Origin of the sequence: Rathayibacter sp. VKM Ac-2759 (genome assembly GCF_009834225.1) — a bacterium.
Taxonomy (GTDB): domain Bacteria; phylum Actinomycetota; class Actinomycetes; order Actinomycetales; family Microbacteriaceae; genus Rathayibacter.
In genome coordinates this window covers 2313895-2335323 of sequence record NZ_CP047176.1, presented here as the reverse complement: position 1 = coordinate 2335323, position 21429 = coordinate 2313895, and the positions used below count along the sequence as shown (strand labels likewise).

Below are 21429 nucleotides of genomic sequence, written 5' to 3'. Positions count from 1 at the left end.
TCGCAAGGTGATCCAGGACCCCCTCGACGCCGGCCTCGCGGCGGCGGTCGGCCCGCGCACGGCGGCCGCCGTCGAGAAGGCGTTCGGCTACCGCACGGTCGGCGAGCTGCTCGGGCACTACCCGCGCCGGTACGCCAAGCGCGGCGAGCTGACCGCGCTCTCGCAGCTTCCGGTCGGCGAGAGCGTCACGATCGTGGCCGAGGTGCGCGAGGTGCACGAGCGGCCGATGAAGAACCGCAGGGGGAGTCTGCTCGAGGTGATCATCTCGGACGGCACGGGCACCCTCTCGCTCACCTTCTTCGGGCAGCCGTGGCGGAAGGCGCAGCTGCACCGCGGCGCGCGGGGGATCTTCGCCGGCACCGTCTCGATGTTCCGCACCACGAAGCAGCTCACCCACCCCGACTACCGCCTCTTCGACGAGGAGGAGGCCGTCGCGGCCGGCGGGGTCGAGCTCGCGAAGGACTGGGCGGAGCGGCCGATCCCGATCTACCCCGCGACGAGCGCGATCTCGAGCTGGCAGCTCCAGGCCGCGATGGCCGTCCTGCTCGACGGTCTGGGCGAGGTCCCCGACCCGATACCCGAGTCGGTGCGCGCCGGCCGGTCGCTGATGCCCCTCGGCGAGGCGCTCGAGCTCATCCACCGGCCGCAGCGCGAGGGCGAGGAAGCGCAGGCGCGCGAGACCCTGCGCTTCCACGAGGCGTTCCTCCTGCAGCTCGCCCTGCTCGAGCGGCGGTTGGCCGCGAAGGCCACCCCGGCGACGGCGCGGACGCCCTCGCCCGGCGGTCTGCTGGAGCGCTTCGACTCCGCCCTGCCGTTCGACCTCACCGGCGACCAGCGGGCCGTCGGAGCCGAGATCGCGGACGACCTGGCGACCGAGAGCCCGATGTCGCGGCTGGTGCAGGGCGAGGTCGGCTCGGGCAAGACGCTGGTGGCGCTGCGCGCGATGCTGACGGCGGCCGAGAGCGGCGGTCAGGCCGCCCTGCTCGCGCCGACCGAGGTGCTCGCCGGGCAGCACCTGCGCTCGATCGTGAAGACCCTCGGCCCCGCGCTCTCGGCCGAGCTGGTGCCGACGCTGCTCACCGGCGGCCTCGGCGCCGCGGAGCGACGAGCGGCGCTGCTGCGCATCGTCTCGGGGACCGCGAAGATCGTCGTCGGCACGCACGCGCTCCTCGGCGACAAGGTCTCGTTCTACGATCTCGCCCTCGTCGTCATCGACGAGCAGCACCGCTTCGGAGTCGACCAGCGCGACACTTTGCGCCGCAAGGGAGCGACGCCGCCCCACGTGCTCGTGCTCACCGCGACTCCGATCCCGCGGACGGTCGCGATGACCGTCTTCGGCGATCTCGACACCTCGACCATCCGCGAGCTGCCCGCGGGGCGCCCCGGCATCACGAGCCACGTCGTGTCCCTCACCGACAAGCCCGGGCTGATCGCCAGGGCGTGGGAGCGGGCCGAGGAGGAGATCCGGGCGGGTCACCAGATCTACATCGTGTGCCCCGCGATCGAGCCGGGCGAGGTCGCGGAGGGTGCCGTCGCTCCCGAGGACGCGGCCACCCCGCTCTCGACCGTCGCCCAGACGATCGAGGGGGTGCGCGCGCACGCCCTGCTGTCCCAGCGCCGCTCGGCCGCCCTGCACGGCCGCATGACGACCGACGAGAAGGACGCCGTGATGCGGGCCTTCGCGGCGGGGGAGATCGACGTGCTCGTCTCGACGACCGTGATCGAGGTGGGAGTCGACGTGCCGAACGCGTCGATGATGATCGTCCTCGACGCCGAGCGCTTCGGCGTCTCGCAGCTGCACCAGCTGCGCGGGCGGATCGGGCGCGGCGGCGTGCCGGGCGTGTGCCTGTTCGTCACCGCATCGGAGGCGGGGACGATCGCGCGGGAGCGCGTCGAGGCGGTCGCGGCGACGCTCGACGGCTTCGAGCTCGCCGAGGTCGACCTGGAGCTGCGGCGCGAGGGCGACGTGCTCGGCGACTCGCAGTCGGGCGGGCGCTCCTCCCTCCGTCTGCTGCGCGTGGTGCAGGACGCGCCGCTCATCGTCGAGGCCCGGGCGCTGGCCGAGCGGCTGCTCGAGGGGGATCCGGTGCTCGCGGGTCACGACCGCCTCCGCGCGGCGCTCGAGCGCCGAGTGCAGGAGCGCGACCGCGAGTTCCTCGCCAAGAGCTGAACGACCCCCGTCCAAGGAGGCGTCGCCCTCGGCGGCTACGCTTTCGGAATGGTCCGCATCGCCGTCGTCCCCGGTTCGTTCGACCCCGTCACGCTCGGGCATCTCGACGTCATCGAGCGCGCCGCGCGCCTCGTCGACGAGCTGCACGTCGTCGTCGTGCACAACCCGGCCAAGACCGCCCTCCTGCCGATCACGCAGCGCGTCGCGCTGATCGAGCAGTCGATCGAGGAGGCGGGCCTCGAGGGGTCGTTCGTCGTCTCGTCGTGGAGCATGGGGCTCCTCGTCGACTACTGCACGGACGTCGGGGCGAGCGTCCTCGTCAAGGGCATCCGCTCGCAGGTCGACGTCGCGTACGAGACGCCGATGGCGATCGTGAACCGCAACCTCGCCCACGTCGAGACGGTGTTCCTCCTGCCGGACCCCGCGCACGCGCACGTCTCGAGCTCGCTCGTCCGCCAGGTCTCGAGCCTCGGCGGCGACATCTCGCCGTACGTGCCGCCCGCGGTCGCCGCGTTCCTCACCTCCTGATCCCGCGGTCCCGTGAGCGCCTCACCGCCCGCGAGAATGGAGGGGTGAGTGCGACGCGAGTGCAGGCCTGGACCCTCGACGGGATCCCCGAGGTCGTGCCCGGCGACGACCTCCTCGAGCTGATCCTCGCCTCCGTCGCCTCGGCTGCCGAGGAGGACCGCCCGATCGACGGCGACATCCTCGTGGTGACCAGCAAGATCGTCTCGAAGGCGGAGGGCAGGCTCGTCGCCGCCGAGGACCGCGAGGACGCGATCACCGCCGAGACCGTCCGCGTCGTCGCCACCCGCGCGCACGCCCACGGCGTCACGCGCATCGTCGAGAACCGGCTCGGCATCGTCCAGGCCGCGGCGGGCGTCGACTCGAGCAACGTCGCCGACGGCACGGTGCTGCTCCTGCCGGTGGATCCGGACGACTCGGCCCGTCGCCTCTGCGCGGGTCTGCGCGAGCGCCTCGGCGCCCGGGTCGCCGTGATCGTCAGCGACACCCTGGGCCGGGCGTGGCGCGTGGGCCAGACCGACGCGGCGATCGGAGCGGCCGGTCTCGACGTCGTCGACGACCTCCGCGGAGCGACCGACGCGCTCGGGCGCACTCTCGGCGTCACCATGCCGGCCGTCGCCGACGAGATCGCGGCGCTCGGCGACCTGGTGAAGGGCAAGTCGAGCGGCCGCCCGGTCGCGATCGTCCGCGGGCTGGAGCGGCTCGTGACCGGGCTCGACGCGCCCGGGGCGCGCACGCTGACCCGCACCGGCCCCGACGACATGTTCCGGCTCGGCGCCGACGAGGCGTACGCCGAGGGCTTCGCAGCGGGCAGGGCCGCCGCGGGGGAGCGGTGAGCACCGGCTGGAGCGCCGTCGTCGTCTTCAAGGGCCGCGGCTCGTCGAAGACGCGGCTGGAGCTCGAGGCGCGGTCCGCGCTGGCCGAGGCGTTCCTCCTCGACACTCTGGCGGCCGTGCGCTCGGCGCACGACGTCGCGACACTGGTGCTCGTCACCTCCGACGCGGAGGCGGCGGCCCGGGCGGTCGCGGCCGATCCCGGCGTCGTCGTGGTCGCCGATCCCGGCACCCTGAACGCAGCCGTGGCGATCGGAGTGGCGCACGCGCTGACCGCACGGCCGTCGGCACGCGTCATCGCGCTCACCGGCGACCTTCCCGCGCTCGCGCCCGCCGATCTCGACCGCGCGCTCCGCACGCCCGTCGCTCTGCCGGCCGTCGTTCCCGACCGGGCGGGGACGGGGACCACGGCGCTGCTCCTCGATGCCCGCACGACGGTCACGCCCGCCTTCGGCCCCGGCTCGTTCGCGCGTCATCTCGCGGCCGGCTGCACGGCCGTCGACGTGCCGCGCTCCTCCACCCTGCGGCTAGACGTCGACACCGTCGACGACCTGCGCGACGCGGAGGCGGCCGGCGTCGGCCCGCGCACCGCCCGGGCCCTCGAGGCCGCGGCCTGACGGGACACCGAGGGAACCCCGGACCGTCGAGGGGTCCCTCCCTCACGGGCGGCCTCGACGGTTCGGGGTTCCCTCACTGCCACCGCAGAGCCGTCCGTGTCAGCCGGCGAGCAGGCCGGCCTCGAAGGCGGCGGTGAGGGCGTGGTCGATCGCCAGCGGGGTGCCGTCGACCGCCCGGATCGGGATCGCGCGACGCGTGCTCGAGACGAGCCAGGCCGCCTCCGCCCCGGTCAGGGCGGCGACCGGCAGGGCGCGGCGCGCCGAGGCGAGGCCGCGGTCGGCACCGATCGCCAGCACCCGCTCCACCGTCGTCCCGTCGAGGATGCCGCGGCCGGCATCGGGAGTCACCAGCGCACCGTCGAGCAGCAGCACCAGGCTCGACGTCGCGCCCTCGAGCAGCCAGCTGTCGCTCGTGCGCCAGACCACGTCGTCGGCGTCGCGGAGGCGGGCCTCGCGCAGAGCGGCGCGGGTGACGGCTCCCGAGGTCGTCTTCACGCCGCCGAGCAGCCACGGCGCCGCGTCGGTCGCGCCGCGCGCGTATCCGCGGTCGAGGACGGCCACCGCGACTCCGCTCGTGCGGAGGGCGCGGGAATCGGCGGTCGGCTCGACGCGGACGGTGCAGCGCGCCCCGTCGGCGTCGCGCCATCCGGCGACCAGGCGCACCGAGAGGTCCTCGCCCTCGTCGTGCTCGTCGAGCGCGAGCGCCACGGCGGCGGTCCACGCCTCGTCGTCGGGGAGCGGCAGACCGATCGCCTCCGCAGAGGCCCTGAGCCGGCGCAGGTGCTCGTCGAGCCCGTGCGGCCGGCCGTGGATCACCGCCAGGGTCTCGAAGACGCCGTCGCCCCGCAGGTAGCCGGGCTCGTCGACGCGCACGAGCCCCGCATCGGGATCACGCAGCAGTGCGGCACCGGAGACGATCTCGACGAGGACGGGGGAGCTCATGCCCCCATCCTGGACCCCCTGTGGATCAGCGGGCGGCGAGACCGGCCGCGACGTCCTGCGGAGCCGTCAGCTCGCGCGGCGGAGAGGGGCGCAGGCCCTCGTTTCCGCGGACGTCCGCCGCCGCGAGCACGTCGACGTCCAGCCCCGTCAGCTCGCCGATCTGCGAGACGGCGACCTGGAAGGTGCGGAACCCGCCCAGCGGCACGAGGCCCTCGCGGGTGATGCCCTCGACGAGGTCGGACTGGTCGAGGAGATAGGCGCTGGCCGCGAGGGTCTCGCCGTCGGGACTCCAGGCCGCGATCTTCCAGAACCGGCGCGGGATGCCGACTCCGCGGTACACCGGGTCGTCGTCGGCGAGCACGGGCCCGGTGAAGACGTCGAGGCGGGTGCGCCACGTCTGCGCGTAGTCGAGCACCAGCGTCTCGAGGCCGAGCCACAGCTCCTTCGACTGGTTGAAGCCGCTCGCCTGCGGCGCCGCGTTCGTGTAGCAGAAGCTGTCGGTGTTCGCCGCGCGCGCCTCGGCCGGCTCGCCCCACACCGGGTCTCGGCGGCGGACGAGGTGGCCGCGGTCGAAGTCGTTGCGGGCGTAGACCTCGGGGCCCGTCTGCTCGGAGGCGGGGACGCGGTCGTCGAGGTGCCAGTCGTCGCCGCGGCCGAGCTCGACCAGCTGGGCGCCGTCGATGTTCACCGCGGTCGACAGGGCCAGCCGCCGCTCGGGGTCGAGCAGCACCTCGAAGTGCGTGTACGGCAGCTCGCGGGTCTCGCGCTCGGAGGCGGGGCGGAGCGGGCCGACCACCGGGCCGAGGAACGAGCCGTCGAAGCCGGTCACTCCTCGACGTCCCCGGTCGACGTGGGCGTCGGGGTCACGGCCGGTGTCTCCGTGGCGGCCGGCGCGGGAGTCGCCTCCGGTGTCTCGGTCGCGGACGGCGCCGTCGTGGGCGCCTGCGTCGCGGGTGCCGGCATCTGCGAGCCGTTGCTCACGAGCAGGGTGATGCTCGAGTAGCGCGGAGCGGTCGTCCCCGCACCGGGATCGGTGCCCGCGACGGTGCCGGCGGCTGCCGCGGAGTCGACGGTCGCGCCCTCCTCGACGTCGAAGCCGAGGTCCTCGAGGGTCTCGGTCGCGTCGTCGATCGACTGGCCGGTCACGTTCGGGACGGTGACCTGGCGTCCGTTCAGCAGGGCGCTGGAGGGCTCGGCGAAGTCGTCTCCGCCGTACTTCTCATCGGCGCGGGTCATCACCGCGTTCCAGATGTAGTGCCGGAGGTTCGAGGCGTACGCGCGGGTGCCGGACTCGGTGTTCCGCACGAGGACGTTCCGCATCGAGGCGTCACCGGTGATGTTGCCGACCCAGACGACCGTGGCGACGCGCGTCGATGCTCCGTCCATCCAGGTGTGCACCGCCTCGTCTGTCGTCCCGGTCTTGCCGATGTGCTCGATGCCGTCCTCGGGATCGGACGCGGCGGCCGTACCGCCCGTGACGACGTCCTGGAGGGCGTCCGTCGCGACCGCCGTCAGCTCGGGGGAGAGCGCCTGGTTGCAGGTCGAGACGGGAGGCGGCACAGCGGCGCCGGCCGAGTCGGTGATCGAGTCGATCGCGATCGCACTGCAGGCCGTGCCGTTGTTGGCGAAGCCGGCGAACGCCGTCACCATCGAGAGCGGGGCGATCTGGTCGGCCGAGCCGAGGATCGCCGAGGGGAAGTAGCTCAGCTCCGCACCGGACGCCGTCTTCACGCCGAACGCGGCCGCCTGGTCGCGGATCGAGCAGAGGTCCAGCTGCTGCGCCATCGCGACGAAGACCGTGTTGATCGAGCGCATGGTGCCCTGGAGAACGCTGAAGGTCCCGTTCTCGCTCTCGTCGTTGTTGACCTCGAACTCGCCGTTCCACTCGCCCCCGGGTGCGCAGGAGGCGGGGAAGTCCTCGAAGGTGCGCTCGCGGCCGTTCACGGTCTCGTAGATGGTGTGCCCGTTCGCGAGCCACTGCGCGAGGGTGAAGACCTTGTAGGTCGAGCCGACCTGGAACCCGGCCGACCCTCCGTAGGCGGTGTCGGTGTTGAAGTTGATCGCCGAGAAGTTCTCGCCGTTGACCGAGCCGGCGGCGTCGTAGTCCTTGTTCTGCACCATGGCGAGCACGCGCCCGGTGCCGACCTCCATCGACACGGTCGCGCTGCCGATGTTCACGTCGTCGACGGGCGTCTTCGGGACCCACTGGTTCGTCGCCGAGGTCGCGACGTCCTGGAGGTCGCGGTCGAGCGTCGTGTAGATCTTGTAGCCGCCGCGCTGGAAGTTCGCGAAGCGCGCGTTCTCGGTGTCGCCGAAGGCCGGGTCGTTCTGGATCACCCGGGTGACGTAGTCGCAGAAGAAGGCCGCGTTCCCGGCGGTCTGGCAGCCGGTCTGGATCGGATTGATCGCCGGGACGACCTCCTCCGCGACGGCCGCGTCGTGGTCGGCCTGGGCGATCTTCCCCTCCTGGAGCATCTGGTCGAGGACGTAGTCGCGGCGGACCTTGTTCTCGGGGATGTTCTCGGGCACGTCGATGCGCAGGTTGTTGGGGTTGTTGACCGTGGCGATGAGGCTCGCCGACTGCGCCAGCGTGAGGTTCGCGGCCGTCGTCGAGAAGTAGTACTCGGCCGCCGCCTGGATCCCGTAGACCTGCCCGCCGAAGCCGGCGATGTTCAGGTAGCCCAGGAGGATGTCGTCCTTGCTGTACTTCTTCTCGAGGTCGACGGCGAGCTTCATCTCCTTGAGCTTGCGCTCGGGAGTGGTCGCGGTCGCTTCCGCGTAGGCGGCCTCGGAGGCGGCGGGGTCGGTGTCGCTCAGCGACTCGGCCTTCTGCACGAGCACGTTCTTCACGTACTGCTGCGTGATCGAGGATCCGCCCTGCAGGTCGCCGCCGAACACATTGCTGAGGACCGCGCGGATCGTGCCCTGCAGGTCGACTCCGCCGTGCTCGTAGAAGCGCGGATCCTCCGTGGCGACCGCGGCGTCCTTCACGAACTGGCTGACCTGGTCGAAGGCCACCTCCTCGCGGTTCTGCGCGTAGAAGGAGGCGAGCAGCTGGTCGGAGCCGTCGGTGTTCTTGGCGTAGATCTCGGTCTTCTGCGCCAGCTGGCCCAGCTCGAGGTACTCCGGCACGGTCTCGAACAGACCGATCGGGTTGTTCTCGGCGAGGCCGGTGACGGCGAGGGCGGGCGTGACGCCGACGGTGATCAGCAGACCGCCGGCGATGCTCGCTCCGGCGATCGCGAGCACGCGGGCGAGCATGCCGCCGCGGGTGGTTCCTTGCGCAGACATGGCTACGAGAGTAGGCGACGAGTCTGGATCCGCGGCGCCGCCTCCTGTCGTGGCGCTCGGAGTACGGTGAGCGGATGAGCCGGGACCCGCAGTGAGCGCCGACGTCGACCCCGCGGAGAAGGGGCGTCGCGCCGTCCTCGTCGTGGCGGTCCTCGCCTCCTTCGTCGCCTTCCTCGACGGCACGGTCGTCAACGTGGCGCTCCCGGCGATCTCGCGGGAGCTGGGCGGCGGCCTCGTCACCCAGCAGTGGGTCGTCGACGGGTACCTGATCACGCTCGGCGCGCTGATCCTGGTGGCGGGATCCCTCGCCGACCGCATCGGCCGCGCCCGGAGCATGACCATCGGTCTGATCGGCTTCGGTGTGACGTCGCTCCTGTGCGCCGCGGCTCCGACGGCCGAGGTGCTGATCGTGGCGCGGATGCTGCAGGGCGCGGCGGGGGCGATCCTCGTCCCGAGCTCCCTCGCCCTGATCATCGCGACGGTGCGCGGCGCCGCCCAGGCGAAGACGATCGGTGCCTGGACCGCCTGGACCGGCACCGCGACGATCGCCGGTCCCGTCATCGGCGGACTCCTGGTCGACGCCGGCTCCTGGCGCTACGTCTTCGCCCTGAACGTCGTGCCGATCGCCGTCACGCTCGTGCTGCTGCGGCGGCTCGGACACGTCGACTCCGGGACCCGGGTGCCGATCGACGGCGTCGGTGCGGTCCTCGGAGTGGTGGGGCTCGGCGGTCCGGTCTTCGCGCTCATCGAGCAGGAGCGGCTCGGCTTCGGCGACCCGCTCGTGCTCACCGCCCTGATCGGCGGAGTGGCGGCGCTCGTCGCCTTCGTGCTGTGGGAGCGGCGCGCACCGCATCCGATGCTGCCGCTGTCGTTGTTCGCGACGCGCAACTTCACCGTGGGCAACGTGGCGACCGCGCTGATCTACGGCGCGCTCTCGTTCGGCTTCTTCGCGCTCGGGCTGTTCCTGCAGCAGGGTCTCGGCTTCTCGGCGACCCTCGCGGGAGTGGCGACGCTGCCGCCGACGATCCTGTTGCTCCTGCTGTCGCAGTACGCGGGCTCGCTCTCGGCGCGCTTCGGCCCGCGGTTGTTCATGGGGCTCGGTCCACTGGTCGCGGGCGGGGGATTCCTCCTGATGGTCGGAGCGAGCGAGCCGGGCGACTACCTGACCCGGCTGCTGCCCGGGATCGTCCTGTTCGGTCTCGGCCTCGCGGTGACCGTCGCCCCGCTGACCGCGACGATCCTCGGTGCGGTGTCGAGCGAGCACAGCGGAGTCGGCTCCGCCGTCAACAACGCGGTCTCGCGCATCGCGGGCCTGGTCGCCATCGCCGCCACCTCCCTCATCGTCGGCGACACCCTCGATGCGGGCGGCTTCGCCCGGGCCGCCCTCGCGACCGCCGCCCTGCTCGTCGGCGGCGGCCTCGTCTCCCTGGTCGGCATCCGCAACCCGTCGCGCGCCTGACCCGCCCGATCCGATCCGTCACGGAATCACCGTCCAGCAGCCTGCAACGGTGCATCTCCGCCGGATCGATCACGCGCGCGGAGCGGGAGCACCGCCGGCCCCGGCCGCGGTCCCTGCCACACCGTCACCTGATCGAGCCGCTCGCACCCCGCTCCATGGGGCCGGACGACCTGCAACAGCCGACCGCGGTGAGTTCTTCGCACGCGAAAAACTCGCAAAAAAAGGTTGTCGCTACATGGAATACTCGGATCGTCGATACGCTTGCATGTATCGGACGGGGAGCACTCCCCACGACGACGACTCTCGAGGAGACATCATGACGGACACGATCACCATCCCCGGTTACAAGGCCGGCACCTGGGTCATCGACCCCACGCACAGCGAGGTCGGCTTCAGCGTCCGTCACCTCATGATCAGCAAGGTCAAGGGCAAGTTCGAGCGCTTCACCGCGACGTTCACCACCGGTGAGAACCCGCTCGACTCCAAGGTCGAGGCGACCGCCGAGGTCGCCTCCGTCAACACCAACGAGCCCAACCGCGACGGCCACCTCCGCACCGGCGACTTCTTCGAGGCCGAGAAGTACCCCGAGATCCACTTCGTGTCGACCGCGGTCCGCGCGAACGGCGACGACTTCCTCGTCGACGGCGAGCTGACCATCAAGGACGTCACCAAGCCCGTCACGTTCGAGGTCGAGTTCGGCGGCTTCGGCTCGGACCCCTACGGCAACTACAAGGCCGGTCTGACCGCCAAGACGACGATCGACCGCACCGACTTCGGTCTCACCTACAACGCCGCCCTCGAGACCGGTGGCGTGCTCATCGGCGAGAAGGTCACCATCACCCTCGACCTGCAGGCCGCGCACCAGGCGTAGTCCGCTCCGTCCACGACGCCGTCCGTCCCTCCGGGACCGGGCGGCGTCGTCGTTCCCGCCGGAAGCGCCTCCGGCTCGCAGGACCGGCGCGGCCCGGAGTGGGCTCAGACGATGCCGAGCTCGGCCAGCTGCTCCGAGATGCCCGCGCCGTCGGGTGCGTACACCCAGGTCGTGCCGCTCGTCTCGGAGCGGTCGGCCGCCTTCGAGCGTCCACCGGCGAGCACCGCCTCACCGGTCGACAGCTGCCGGATGGCGATCGCTGCGACCCTGTCGGGGTGCTCGTGCGCGAAGTCGGAGTAGATCTCCTCGTCGTGCTGGCCGTCGTCGCCGACGAGGAGCCATCGCACGTCCGGGAACTCGGCGGCGAGACGGCGGAGGTTCTCCTCCTTGTGCTGCTTCCCGCTGCGGAACCAGCGGTCGTGCGTGGGCCCCCAGTCGGTGAGCAGCAGCGCGCCCGACGGGTAGAGGTGCCGCGAGAGGAACCGGGTGAGCGCCGGCGCGACGTTCCACGCCCCGGTCGAGAGGTAGATCACAGGAGAGCCCTCGTTCCGCCGGGCGAACCGGTCGAGGAACACGGCCATGCCCGGGGTGGGCATCCGGGCGTGCTCGTCGAGGACGAACGTGTTCCAGAACGCGATGAACGGCCGGGGGAGCGCGGTGACCATCACCGTGTCGTCGACGTCCGAGACGAGGCCGATGCGCGCCTCGGGGCTGGCGATGAAGACGGGGGCCTCGACCGGAGTCGCGCCCGCGGTGAGGAAGGTGATCGTGTGCCATCCCGGGTCGAGCGTGATCGGGATGTCGGCGTCGACGACTCCGCCACGGTCGGCGATGATCTCGTGACGCTGGCCGTCGACCTCGACCGTCACCTTCGCGCCGTTCACGAAGACGCTGGTGAAGCTCCGCCAGCCCCGGACGCCCTCGACCGGCCGCACCTCGTCGGCACCGGGCGGGGTCGGCCGGGTGTAGAGCACGCGGGCGAGGACCCTCAGCTGCACGGTCGTCCCGTAGCCGGTGTACGGGATGACCCGGGCGACGTAGCCCTTGCGCTTCACCCGCCGCATCCGGAACGCGTGGATCCGGTCCTCGAGGCGGGCGGCGCGGTGCAGGACCTCGGCCGCCCCGGCGCTCATCGGCTTGCTCTCAGGCGTCAGCGGCATCCGCCCAGTCTGGCAGATGCTCCTCCGCCCGCCGAAGCCTCCGCCCGCAGGAGCCTCCACCCGCGAGCGCTGCGTCAGGAGGAGAGCGGCGCGATGAGCTCCGGGCCGTTGCTGCGGACCGACCCGACGGCGTCGCCCACCGGCCGCACATCGAGCTCCTCGGCCAGCTCGCCGGCTCCGTCGGACGCCGCGCGCAGCAGGGAGCCGTCGCCCTCCGCGTTCGGGTCGAGCCAGTCCTCGATGAGCTCGGGCTGGAGAAGCACGGGCATCCGCTCGTGCACGTCCGCCACCGTGCCCGCCGACGGCCGGGTCAGGATCGTCGCCGAGAGCAGCCAGGGAGCCCCCGGCTCGGCCGAGCGCCACCACTCGTACACGCCGGCGAACAGCACCAGTGCCCCGCCCTCGGGTGCGATGAAGACGGGGGACTTCACCCCGTCGGCCCCGACGCGCCACTCGTACCAGCCGGAGGCGGGCACGATCGCGCGGCGCGCGGCGTAGGACTCGCGGAACGCGGGCTTCTCCGCCACCGACTCGATGCGCGCATTGAAGAGGGGCGCGCCCGCCGACGGATCCGCCGCGGAGCGGGGGACCAGACCCCAGCGCGCGGCCGCGAGGCGCCGGCGCGGAGGCTCGCCCTCCTCGACCCCCTTCATCGACTCGGCGACCACCGGGATCCGCTGGGTCGGCGCGATGTTCCACGAGGGCTCGGGGAGGTCCGGACCCTGGTCGTCGATGTCGAACAGCGCGACGAGATCGGCGGTGGTCTGCGAGAGGACGAAGCGTCCGCACATGGGTCCTCCTGGCACGGTGGGGGTCCGCGTTCCCGCCGCCCTTCCGGGGGCAGGAAACGCGAGAGACGTTCGGCGAATGGACGCGGAGGTCGCGTCCGCCTGCGTACGATTGTAGGAACCGTCACCGAAGGAGCCTGCCGTGCCTCTTGGAAATCTCGTCGACCGACCCTTCGGCGAATCCCCCCAGGTCCGGAACGAGCCCGTGCAGGTCCGCAGCGCCGCGCGCCTCGCCTCCCTGCTCGACGCCGCCGCGGCCGTCGTCGACGAGGTCGGCTTCGACCGCCTGACGACGGCGATGGTCGCCGAGCGCGCGGGCGCCGCGATCGGCACCGTCTACCGCTACTTCCCGGACCGCATCGCCGTGCTCCAGGCCCTCCGGGAGCGTGCCCTCGAGCGCTTCCGCAAGAAGGTCATCACCGAGATCCGCGAGACGCACCCCGCCAACTGGTGGGGTGCCGTCGACTGCGCGGTCGACGCGTTCTGCGAGATGCACCGCACCGAGCCCGGCTTCCGCTCCATCCGCTTCGTCGACACGATCCACGCGCCGGAGGTGGCGGGCGAGGCCTTCGAGGCCGGCTTCTTCGCGCGGCGCTTCGCCGAGATCCTCGCGTCCGAGTACGGCCTGCCCGGCGGCGCCCAGCTCTCGTTCCGCCTCGAGGTGACGGTCGAGGTCGCCGACGCGATGCTCACGCGCGCCTTCCTGATGGACCCCCAGGGCGACCAGCGCTTCATCGACGAGAGCCGCGCCCTGCTCCGCAACTACCTGTCGATGCACTACGGCGCTGTGTGAACTGCGACGAAGGGGCGGGCCTGCGGGCCCGCCCCTTCGTCGTCCGAGCCGGTCCCTGCCCGGCTCGGCGCGGTCGGGCTGTGCCGTCTTCCGAGCCGGTCCCTGCCCGGCTCGGCGCGGTCGGGCTGTGCCGTCGTCCGAGCCGGTCCCTGCCCGGCTCGGCGCGGTCGGCTTTCCGAGGTGGTTGCGCGGGTGGAGCGTCGTGCGAACGGCTAGGGCGATTCGCTGACACGCGAATCACCCGTTCGCCTCGTGGGGCCAGGGCCTGAAGCCGGACGCTTCGGGGTGAATAGGCGCCTGCTCGGCCGCCCGCCCGTTGGTCGAGTAGCCCCGCAGGGGCGTATCGAGACCCGCGTTCGTCAGAAGGGGTCTGCACGCGTCGTCGTCCGAGGGTGGTGGATCTCGATACGCCCTCTGCGAGGGCGATTCGATCAGCAGGCAGCGGGCAGCAGGCGCCCGCTCGCTGGTCGAGCAGGCCCGGAGGGGCGTAGCGGGACCCGACGCCGTCGGGGAGGTCGAGCGCACGCTGCGGAACGGGCCCGCGGCCGGCCCCTAGTCGGCCGAGGGCTCGGGCGCAACACTGTGCCATCCAGGTTGGCAGCGGTCTCCGAATGGTGTTTGGCTGTCGCAGAGGTTCTGCACGGGACCGCGCAACGAGGGTGAGAGACGTCGTGATCGAGTTCCGCGGAGTCAGCAAGCAGTACCCCGACGGCACCCGGGCGGTGGACGACTTCTCGCTCGTGCTGCCGTCGCGGCAGACGACCGTCTTCGTCGGCTCCTCCGGCTGCGGCAAGACCACGATCCTCCGGATGATCAACCGCATGATCGAGCCGACCGGCGGCACCATCGAGATCGACGGCGAGGACATCTCCACTCTCCCGGCCGTCTCGCTGCGTCGCCGCATCGGCTACGTGATGCAGAACTCGGGTCTGCTCCCGCACCGCCGCGTCATCGACAACATCGCCACCGTGCCCCGCCTCAACGGCGTCGCAAAGAAGCCGGCGCACGACCGCGCCCTCGAGCTGATGGACACGGTGGGCCTGGACCGCTCCCTCGCCGCGCGCTACCCGAGCCAGCTCTCCGGCGGGCAGCAGCAGCGCGTCGGAGTCGCCCGCGGGCTCGCGGTGGACCCCAACATCCTGCTGATGGACGAGCCGTTCGGTGCCGTCGACCCCCTGGTCCGTGCCGATCTGCAGCGCGAGACGCTCCGCCTCCAGCGCGAGCTCGACAAGACCGTCGTCTTCGTCACGCACGACATCGACGAGGCGTTCCTGCTCGGCGATCAGGTCGTCATCCTCGAGAAGGGCGGCCGGATCGCGCAGAAGGGATCTCCCGCCGAGATCCTCGCCGCCCCCGCCAGCGACTTCGTCGCGGGCTTCATCGGAGCCGACCGCGGCAAGCGGTCGCTCCGCATCGAGGAGCGCGACGGCGCGAGCATCGTGGTCGACGGCGACGGGCGGCCGACCGGCGTGCTGCGCGCGCAGGACGGCGGCGGCGCGTGAACTGGGTCGTCAACAACACCGACTCGATCATCACGAACCTGATCGCGCACCTGTTCCTGTCGGTGCCGCCGATCATCCTGAGCTTCGTGATCTCGCTGCCGTTCGGCTGGTTCGCGAACCGGTACCGCTGGAGCCGCGGCACCGTCCTCACGGCGCTGGGCGTCCTCTACGCGATCCCGTCGCTGGCGATGTTCATCCTGCTCCCGGCGATCCTCGCCATCCCGCTGCGCTCGACCGCGAACGTGATCATCGGGCTCACGCTGTACGGCATCGCGCTGATGGTGCGGACCACGTCGGACGCGCTGGGCGCCGTCTCGGAGGACGTGACCCAGTCGGCGACGGCGATGGGCTACTCCGCCTGGGCCCGGTTCTGGCGGGTCGAGTTCCCGCTCGCCGGTCCGGTCCTGCTCTCGGGGCTGCGCGTCGTGACGGTGAGCACGGTCTCGCTCGTGACGGTCGGCGCCGTGCTCGGCATCCAGAGCCTCGGGCTGCTGTTCACCGACGGCTTCCAGCGCGGCATCTCGGGTGAGATCGTCACCGGCATCGTGCTCACCATCGCGCTGGCGCTCGTGCTCGACGGGATCCTCGTGCTGCTCGGGCGCCTCCTGATGCCGTGGACCGCCGTCGACCGTGCACGTTCGAAGCGGCGCGCCCTGCGCGTCGAGCAGGCGGTGACGACGTGAACCTGATCATCGAGGCGTTCGCGTGGATCGGCGACGCCACGCACTGGACGGGCCCCGAGGGGATCCCGACCCGGGTCGCCCAGCACCTCGGCATCAGCCTCCTGGTGCTGGTCATCGCGTCCGCGATCGCCATCCCGCTCGGCTACCTGATCGGGCACACCGGTCGCGGCAAGGGCATCGCGGTCCCCGTCGCCGGCGGGCTGCGCGCGCTGCCGACCCTCGGTGTGCTGGTGCTCGCGGCGATGAGCCTCGGCCTCGGCCTCGGCGCGCCGCTGATCGCGCTCGTGATCCTCGCGATCCCGTCGGTCCTCGCCGGCGCGTACTCGGGTCTGGAGGCGGTCGACCGGCGGACCGTCGACGCCGCGCGCTCGGTCGGGATGACCGAGTGGCAGATCCTCGCGAAGGTCGAGATCCCCCTCGGTCTCCCGCTGCTCCTCGGCGGGCTGAGGGTGGCCGCCCTGCAGATCATCGCGACGGCGACGCTCGCGGACTACATCGGCGCGGGCGGTCTCGGCCGCTACATCTTCCAGGGCGTGAAGGCGGGGGACTATCCGCAGATGCTCGCGGGCTCGATCATCGTGATCGCGCTCACGCTGCTCAGCGAGATCCTGTTCGCGGTCCTGCAGCGGATCGCCGTCCCGCGCGGTGTCGTGCTGGGCCTGGCCGGGACCTCCGGCCGCTCGAGTTTCCGCGCCTCGTCGACCCGACGACGCGCGGTGGTGGGAATCCCCATCGACGAAGGGAAACAGTGATGTCCACAGCAAACAAGAAGGGCCGTGTCGCGCTCAGCGCACTCGCGGTCGGTGCCGTCGTGGCACTGGCAGGGTGCTCGTCCAGCGATCCGCTCGATTCGGGATCGGGTTCCGGCGCCTCCGCCGGCTCCGAGACGATCGTCGTCGGCTCGCAGGACTACTACTCGAACGAGATCATCGCCGAGATCTACGCCCAGGCCCTGGAGAACGACGGCTACACCGTCGACAGGCAGCTCCGGATCGGCCAGCGCGAGATCTACCTGCCCGAGATCGAGAGCGGATCGATCGACGTCTTCCCCGAGTACGACGGCAGCCTGCTGCAGGCGCTCGAGCCCGACACCACGGCCACGACCGCCGACGACGTCTACTCCGCTCTGACCGATGCGCTGCCGGACGGCCTCCGCGCGCTCGACGCCGCCGATGCGAGCGACCAGAACTCGTACACCGTCACCCAGGCCTTCGCCGACAAGTGGAGCCTCACCGACATCGCCTCGCTCGCCGACGTCACCGACCCGATCGTGCTGGGCGGCAACTCCGAGCTGCAGACGCGCCCCTACGGCCCGGACGCGCTCAAGGAGAAGTACGGCATCGACACCACGTTCCAGGCGATCGAGGACAGCGGCGGATCGACCACGGTCAACGCCCTGACCAGCGACCAGATCCAGCTGGCGAACATCTACACCGCCGATCCCAACATCCAGTCGAACGACCTCGTCGCCCTGGAGGACCCGGACGGACTGTTCGTCGCCGACAACGTCGTGCCGATCGTCTCGGACAAGATCGACGACGACGCCGCCGAGGTGCTCAACGCGGTCAGCGCGAAGCTGACCGCCGAGGACCTCGTGTCGCTCAACGCCGAGAGCGTGAACGACGAGAAGTCGGCCGCGTCGATCGCGACCGAGTGGCTGGAGTCGGCCGGTCTCGTCGACTGATCGACCGGCACCACCCGCGCGGGGCGCGTCACTCGTCGAGGTGACGCGCCTCCGCTCGTTTCAGGAGCTTCTTCGCGCCGAACACGATCAGCGCGAACAGCACGATGGCGCCGACGAAGAGGTAGCCGGCGTAGTGCAGGCTGTCGGACAGCTCGCGGTAGCCGCCGGCGGCCGCCGCGCCGACTCCCACGTAGGCGAACGACCAGAGGATGCACGCGGGCGTCGTCCAGGCCATGAAGGTGCGGTAGCGCATCCCGCTCATGCCGACGGTCAGGGGGATGAGCGAGTGCAGCACCGGCAGGAAGCGCGAGAGGAACACCGCGATGCCGCCGCGGCGGGCGAGGTAGCGCTCGGCGCGCACCCAGTTCTTCTCGCCGAGCCTGCGGCCGAGTCGTGACGCGCGGATCCGCGGGCCGAACCAGCGGCCGAGGTAGAAGCCGACCGATTCGCCGCAGAGGGCGCCGACGATCACGGTGAGCGCGAGGGCGACGAACTGCAGGGGAGTGGTGACACCGGTGGCGCTGACGATCACGACGGTGTCGCCCGGCACGATCAGGCCGGCGAGGATCGTCGTCTCGAAGAAGATGGCGAGCCCCGCGAGCAGCGTCCGCCAGACGGGCGGCACGCTCACCACGAAGGCGAGGATCCCGGTCAGCAGGTCGTTCACGCCAGGAGCCCGTCAGCGGACGCGCTTGAGCAGCGCCCAGAAGGTCTCGACGATGCTGCCCATGTCGACCCCGTCGTCGAGCAGCCACTGGATCTGCAGACCGTCCGCGAGCGCGGTCATCATCCGGCCCGCCACCTCGGGATCGATGTCCGCGGCGATGAGCCCCTCGCGCTGGTCGGCGCGCACGCTCTCGGCCAGCACCTCGGTCGTCGTCCGGTAGCGGTCGACGAAGAACTCGTGCGCGGCGTGCCCCTCGTCCGTGCCCTCGGCCGACAGCGTCGCGTAGAGGTGCACGAGACCGGGGACCTCGCTGTTGTGGCGGATCAGGCGGACGAGGCCGGCGATCGCGGGATCGCCGCTGTCGTCGAGGTCGTACGTCGCGCGATCGACGTCGTCGCGCTTGCGGAGGACCTCGGCGAAGAGCTCCTCCTTGGAGTCGAAGTAGTGCAGCAGCCCGGCCTGCGTCAGCCCGACCGCCTCGGAGATCTCGCGCAGCGACGCTCGGCGGTACCCCTGCCGCGAGAACACCTCGAGTGCGGTCTGCAGGATCTCCTCGCGCTTGGCGACACCCTTGGCGTAGCTCCCCTTGCTCGGCATGGGTCGATCGTACGGTGCCGCGCCTGAGCAGTGGCGCCTCGTGAGCGCCCGGGGCACGACCCGCGAACGGATTCCCACCCGCCCGCTCGGCGAGGCGTCGACTGTGAAACTGCTGAGTATTCGTTCGCGAGTTCCGGAGGATCGGCCCGCGACCGCGGTCGCTCGCCGTCGAGACGGTCTCCGGGACGCCGCCGACGGTCGAGGGGCCTGCTCGGCACCGTCCTCGCGGCGGGGTCCCTCGACGTCGAGACGGACTGTCTCGACGTCGAGCTTGTCGTGGACGGCGGCCGTTCGGAGGCGGCGGGCGAGCACCCCGGAAAGGGTGTCGCTCGAGGGCGTCCGAGGCCCGCACATCCGCCCCAGTACTGGGATCGGCGGGCATCGAGGCGCTCGCTGCGACCTATGCTCGGGGCCGTGAACGAACTCCTGGATCCACTCCTGCTGTCGAGGTGGCAGTTCGGCCTGACGACGATCTACCACTTCCTGTTCGTGCCGCTCACGATCGGCATGGCGCTCACCGTCGCGATCTTCCAGACCTGCTGGGTGCGCACCGGCCGCATCCACTACCTGCAGCTGACGAAGTTCTTCGGGAAGATCTTCCTCATCAACTTCGCGATGGGCGTCGTCACCGGAATCGTCCAGGAGTTCCAGTTCGGCATGAACTGGAGCGACTACTCGCGCTTCGTCGGCGACGTCTTCGGTGCGCCGCTCGCGTTCGAGGGCCTGCTCGCGTTCTTCCTCGAGGCGACGTTCATCGGCCTGTGGATCTTCGGCTGGGACAAGCTCCCCGAGAAGCTGCACCTGGCGACCATCTGGCTGACGACCCTCGGGACGACCCTGTCGGCGTACTTCATCATCGCCGCCAACGCGTTCATGCAGAACCCGGTCGGCTTCGAGATCAACGAGACCAAGGGGCGCGCGGAGCTCACCGACATCTGGGCCCTGCTCACGAACAAGGTCGCGCTCGCCGCGTTCCCGCACACGATCTTCGCGTGCTTCATGGTCTCGGCGGCCGTGATCATCAGCGTCGCCGCCTACCACCTCTCGCGCAACCAGCACCTCGAGACCATGCGCCCGGCGCTGAAGTTCGGTGCCTGGATGATGCTCGTCAGCGGCGGTCTCACCCTCTTCACGGGCGACTCGCTCGGCCTCGCGATGGTCGACACCCAGCCGATGAAGATGGCGGCCGCCGAGGCGCTCTACAAGACCTCGACCGGCGCCGAGGCCTCGTTCTCGATCTTCACCTGGGGCACGCCGGACGGCTCGAGCGAGCTGTTCTCGATCCGCATCCCGTACCTCCTCTCCTTCCTCTCGACGCACACGTTCACCGGCACCGTCGAGGGCATCAACGACCTGCAGGCGCAGTACGTGCAGGTCTACGGCCCCGGTGACTACACGCCGATCATCTGGGTCACCTACTGGTCGTTCCGCTGGATGATGGCGCTCGGAGTCCTCGCGATCGGCGTCGCGGCCGCCGGCCTCTGGTTCACCCGCAAGGGCCGCGAGCCCAAGAAGTGGATGTGGAGGATCGCGACCTGGGCGGCTCCGCTCCCGCTGCTCGCGATGATCGTCGGCTGGGTCTTCACCGAGATGGGCCGCCAGCCCTGGCTCGTCTTCGGCCTGCTCAAGACCGAGGACGGCGTCTCGCCCGGCGTGAGCGGCCTCGAGGTCCTGATCTCGCTGATCGCGTTCACCGCGATCTACGGGACCCTCGCGGTCGTGGAGTTCCGGCTCATCCTGAAGGCGGCGCAGGCCGGCCCCGATGACGCCCCCGAGATCGACGAGGAGAGCGGTCGCCCGCAGCTCGTCGGCACTGTCTACTAGAGGAAGGCGCTCGCGCTGATGGATCTCCCCACGCTCTGGTTCTGGATCGTCGCCGTGTTCTTCATCGGCTACTTCGTGCTCGACGGCTTCGACTTCGGGGTCGGGATGTCGCTGCCCTTCCTCGGGAGGGACGACACCGACCGCCGGGTCCTGATCAACACGATCGGCCCGGTCTGGGATCTCAACGAGACCTGGGTGATCGTCGCGGGCGCCGCGCTGTTCGCCGCGTTCCCCGAGTGGTACGCGACGCTCTTCAGCGGCTTCTACCTGCCGCTGCTCGCGATCCTCCTGGCGCTCATCCTCCGAGGGGTGTCGTTCGAGTACCGGCACCAGCGGCCGGAGGCGGCCTGGAAGAAGCGGTTCGACACGATGATCGTCGTCGGCTCGGCGGTCCCCGCGTTCCTCTGGGGCGTCGCGTTCGCCAACATCGTGCAGGGCGTGCCGCTCGACGCCGACCACAACTACATCGGCACCGTCCTCGACCTGCTGAACCCCTACGCGCTGCTCGGCGGCGCCACGACCCTCCTGCTGTTCTTCACGCACGGAGTCGTGTTCGTCTCGCTCAAGACCGACGGCGAGATCCGCGAGCGCGCACGGAGGCTCGCCTCGCGCGCCGGGCTCGTCACGATCGCGGTCGCTGCGGTGTTCCTCGCCTGGACGAACCTCGCGCAGGGCAGCAGCGCCTCCTGGCTGCTCGCGACCGCGGCGGCGGCCACGCTGATCCTCTCGTGGCTGGCGAACGTGCGCGGGAGGGAGGGGCGGGCCTTCGCCCTCCTCGCGGTCACGATCGCGCTCGCGGTCCTGACCCTGTTCACGACGCTCTTCCCGGCCGTCATGCCGGCCTCGAACGACATCGCCAACAGCCTCACCATCGAGAACGCCTCGAGCACGCCCTATACGCTGACCGTCATGAGTTGGACCGCGCTGGTGTTCGTGCCGCTCATCGTCGGCTATCAGGCCTGGACCTACTGGATCTTCCGCAAGCGCATCACCCGCACTCACATCCCGGTCGACGCCCACTGA

The 21429-nt window shown here is 71.1% G+C and carries 20 protein-coding genes; 13 read left to right on the top strand and 7 right to left on the bottom strand.

Features of this window, described 5'->3' with window-relative positions:
* Positions 1-10: 10 nt before the first annotated feature.
* From GSU68_RS10810 to cofC, 4 genes are read left to right on the top strand one after another with little or no spacing between them, the layout of a single operon-like run.
* Entirely contained in the window at positions 11-2170 is a 2160-nt protein-coding gene (locus GSU68_RS10810; protein ID WP_159910249.1) for an ATP-dependent DNA helicase RecG, read from the top strand.
* Between the two features lie 48 nt (positions 2171-2218).
* Positions 2219-2698, top strand: coding sequence for a pantetheine-phosphate adenylyltransferase (coaD, locus tag GSU68_RS10805; RefSeq protein ID WP_159908189.1), 480 nt, complete (start codon positions 2219-2221; stop codon positions 2696-2698).
* A gap of 44 nt (positions 2699-2742) precedes the next feature.
* Positions 2743-3531 (top strand): coenzyme F420-0:L-glutamate ligase, encoded by a 789-nt coding sequence (gene cofE, locus GSU68_RS10800; protein ID WP_244259242.1) that lies wholly within the window; start codon positions 2743-2745, stop codon positions 3529-3531.
* Positions 3528-4145 carry a 2-phospho-L-lactate guanylyltransferase gene (gene cofC / locus GSU68_RS10795; protein WP_159908187.1) on the top strand — a complete coding sequence of 206 codons (618 nt, stop codon included), beginning with the start codon at positions 3528-3530 and terminating at the stop codon, positions 4143-4145. Before cofE ends, cofC begins: the two co-directional genes overlap by 4 nt.
* Before the next feature lie 99 nt (positions 4146-4244).
* On the opposite strand, the gene GSU68_RS10790 is transcribed toward cofC, so the two are convergent.
* Genes GSU68_RS10790 through GSU68_RS10780 form a run of 3 tightly spaced genes read right to left on the bottom strand, consistent with a single transcriptional unit; the run spans position 4245 to position 8378 of the window.
* Complete coding sequence (locus tag GSU68_RS10790; RefSeq protein WP_159908185.1) at positions 4245-5087, bottom strand: aminotransferase class IV; 843 nt, start codon at positions 5085-5087, stop codon at positions 4245-4247.
* Between the two features lie 25 nt (positions 5088-5112).
* The gene (locus GSU68_RS10785) at positions 5113-5916 is read right to left on the bottom strand and encodes a DNA/RNA non-specific endonuclease (protein WP_159908183.1); all 804 of its coding nucleotides are present in this window, start codon (positions 5914-5916) and stop codon (positions 5113-5115) included.
* Positions 5913-8378, bottom strand: coding sequence for a transglycosylase domain-containing protein (locus GSU68_RS10780; protein WP_159908181.1), 2466 nt, complete (start codon positions 8376-8378; stop codon positions 5913-5915). The genes GSU68_RS10785 and GSU68_RS10780 overlap by 4 nt, the downstream gene beginning before the upstream one ends.
* 91 nt (positions 8379-8469) lie before the next feature.
* On the opposite strand from GSU68_RS10780, the gene GSU68_RS10775 reads away from it, so the two are divergent.
* Together GSU68_RS10775 and GSU68_RS10770 are read left to right on the top strand one after the other, a co-directional pair.
* Positions 8470-9837 carry an MFS transporter gene (locus tag GSU68_RS10775; RefSeq protein ID WP_159908179.1) on the top strand — a complete coding sequence of 456 codons (1368 nt, stop codon included), beginning with the start codon at positions 8470-8472 and terminating at the stop codon, positions 9835-9837.
* A gap of 316 nt (positions 9838-10153) precedes the next feature.
* The gene (locus GSU68_RS10770) at positions 10154-10708 is read left to right on the top strand and encodes a YceI family protein (RefSeq protein WP_159908177.1); all 555 of its coding nucleotides are present in this window, start codon (positions 10154-10156) and stop codon (positions 10706-10708) included.
* Between the two features lie 104 nt (positions 10709-10812).
* Here GSU68_RS10770 and GSU68_RS10765 read toward each other — a convergent pair whose 3' ends face one another.
* Both GSU68_RS10765 and GSU68_RS10760 read right to left on the bottom strand, forming a co-directional pair.
* The gene (locus GSU68_RS10765) at positions 10813-11868 is read right to left on the bottom strand and encodes a phosphatase domain-containing protein (RefSeq protein ID WP_159908176.1); all 1056 of its coding nucleotides are present in this window, start codon (positions 11866-11868) and stop codon (positions 10813-10815) included.
* Between the two features lie 74 nt (positions 11869-11942).
* Positions 11943-12659: an SOS response-associated peptidase gene (locus GSU68_RS10760; protein WP_159908164.1), complete on the bottom strand. Its 717-nt coding sequence runs from the start codon at positions 12657-12659 to the stop codon at positions 11943-11945.
* Between the two features lie 139 nt (positions 12660-12798).
* Between GSU68_RS10760 and GSU68_RS10755 the strand changes: the two genes are divergently transcribed.
* From GSU68_RS10755 to GSU68_RS10735, 5 genes are all read left to right on the top strand, one after another.
* Positions 12799-13449: a TetR family transcriptional regulator gene (locus GSU68_RS10755; RefSeq protein WP_159908162.1), complete on the top strand. Its 651-nt coding sequence runs from the start codon at positions 12799-12801 to the stop codon at positions 13447-13449.
* Positions 13450-14120: 671 nt separating this feature from the next.
* Positions 14121-14951, top strand: a complete 831-nt coding sequence (locus GSU68_RS10750) for an ATP-binding cassette domain-containing protein (RefSeq protein WP_159908160.1) — start codon at positions 14121-14123, stop codon at positions 14949-14951.
* Complete coding sequence (locus GSU68_RS10745; RefSeq protein WP_159908158.1) at positions 14948-15634, top strand: ABC transporter permease subunit; 687 nt, start codon at positions 14948-14950, stop codon at positions 15632-15634. Before GSU68_RS10750 ends, GSU68_RS10745 begins: the two co-directional genes overlap by 4 nt.
* Positions 15631-16386 (top strand): ABC transporter permease, encoded by a 756-nt coding sequence (locus GSU68_RS10740; protein WP_159908156.1) that lies wholly within the window; start codon positions 15631-15633, stop codon positions 16384-16386. The genes GSU68_RS10745 and GSU68_RS10740 overlap by 4 nt, the downstream gene beginning before the upstream one ends.
* Positions 16386-17318 carry an ABC transporter substrate-binding protein gene (locus GSU68_RS10735; protein ID WP_159908154.1) on the top strand — a complete coding sequence of 311 codons (933 nt, stop codon included), beginning with the start codon at positions 16386-16388 and terminating at the stop codon, positions 17316-17318. The genes GSU68_RS10740 and GSU68_RS10735 overlap by 1 nt, the downstream gene beginning before the upstream one ends.
* Positions 17319-17346: 28 nt before the next feature.
* On the opposite strand, the gene GSU68_RS10730 is transcribed toward GSU68_RS10735, so the two are convergent.
* Both GSU68_RS10730 and GSU68_RS10725 read right to left on the bottom strand, forming a co-directional pair.
* Entirely contained in the window at positions 17347-17985 is a 639-nt protein-coding gene (locus GSU68_RS10730; RefSeq protein WP_159908152.1) for a DedA family protein, read from the bottom strand.
* 12 nt (positions 17986-17997) lie between these two features.
* The gene (locus GSU68_RS10725) at positions 17998-18582 is read right to left on the bottom strand and encodes a TetR/AcrR family transcriptional regulator (protein WP_159908150.1); all 585 of its coding nucleotides are present in this window, start codon (positions 18580-18582) and stop codon (positions 17998-18000) included.
* 414 nt (positions 18583-18996) lie between these two features.
* Here GSU68_RS10725 and GSU68_RS10720 point away from each other — a divergent pair, with 414 nt between their 5' ends.
* Both GSU68_RS10720 and cydB read left to right on the top strand, forming a co-directional pair.
* Positions 18997-20406, top strand: a complete 1410-nt coding sequence (locus GSU68_RS10720; RefSeq protein ID WP_159908148.1) for a cytochrome ubiquinol oxidase subunit I — start codon at positions 18997-18999, stop codon at positions 20404-20406.
* A gap of 18 nt (positions 20407-20424) precedes the next feature.
* Positions 20425-21429, top strand: coding sequence for a cytochrome d ubiquinol oxidase subunit II (gene cydB, locus GSU68_RS10715; protein ID WP_159908146.1), 1005 nt, complete (start codon positions 20425-20427; stop codon positions 21427-21429).

Excerpts from the sequence above, each read along its gene's own strand:
- GSU68_RS10760 (WP_159908164.1), bottom strand. The coding sequence starts at position 12,659 with ATGTGCGGACGCTTCGTCCTCTCGCAGACCACCGCCGATCTCGTCGCG.
- GSU68_RS10790 (WP_159908185.1), bottom strand. The coding sequence starts at position 5,087 with ATGAGCTCCCCCGTCCTCGTCGAGATCGTCTCCGGTGCCGCACTGCTG.
- GSU68_RS10735 (WP_159908154.1), top strand. The coding sequence starts at position 16,386 with ATGTCCACAGCAAACAAGAAGGGCCGTGTCGCGCTCAGCGCACTCGCG.
- coaD (WP_159908189.1), top strand. The coding sequence starts at position 2,219 with ATGGTCCGCATCGCCGTCGTCCCCGGTTCGTTCGACCCCGTCACGCTC.
- GSU68_RS10770 (WP_159908177.1), top strand. The coding sequence starts at position 10,154 with ATGACGGACACGATCACCATCCCCGGTTACAAGGCCGGCACCTGGGTC.
- cydB (WP_159908146.1), top strand. The coding sequence starts at position 20,425 with ATGGATCTCCCCACGCTCTGGTTCTGGATCGTCGCCGTGTTCTTCATC.
- GSU68_RS10725 (WP_159908150.1), bottom strand. The coding sequence starts at position 18,582 with ATGCCGAGCAAGGGGAGCTACGCCAAGGGTGTCGCCAAGCGCGAGGAG.
- GSU68_RS10780 (WP_159908181.1), bottom strand. The coding sequence starts at position 8,378 with ATGTCTGCGCAAGGAACCACCCGCGGCGGCATGCTCGCCCGCGTGCTC.
- GSU68_RS10765 (WP_159908176.1), bottom strand. The coding sequence starts at position 11,868 with ATGCCGCTGACGCCTGAGAGCAAGCCGATGAGCGCCGGGGCGGCCGAG.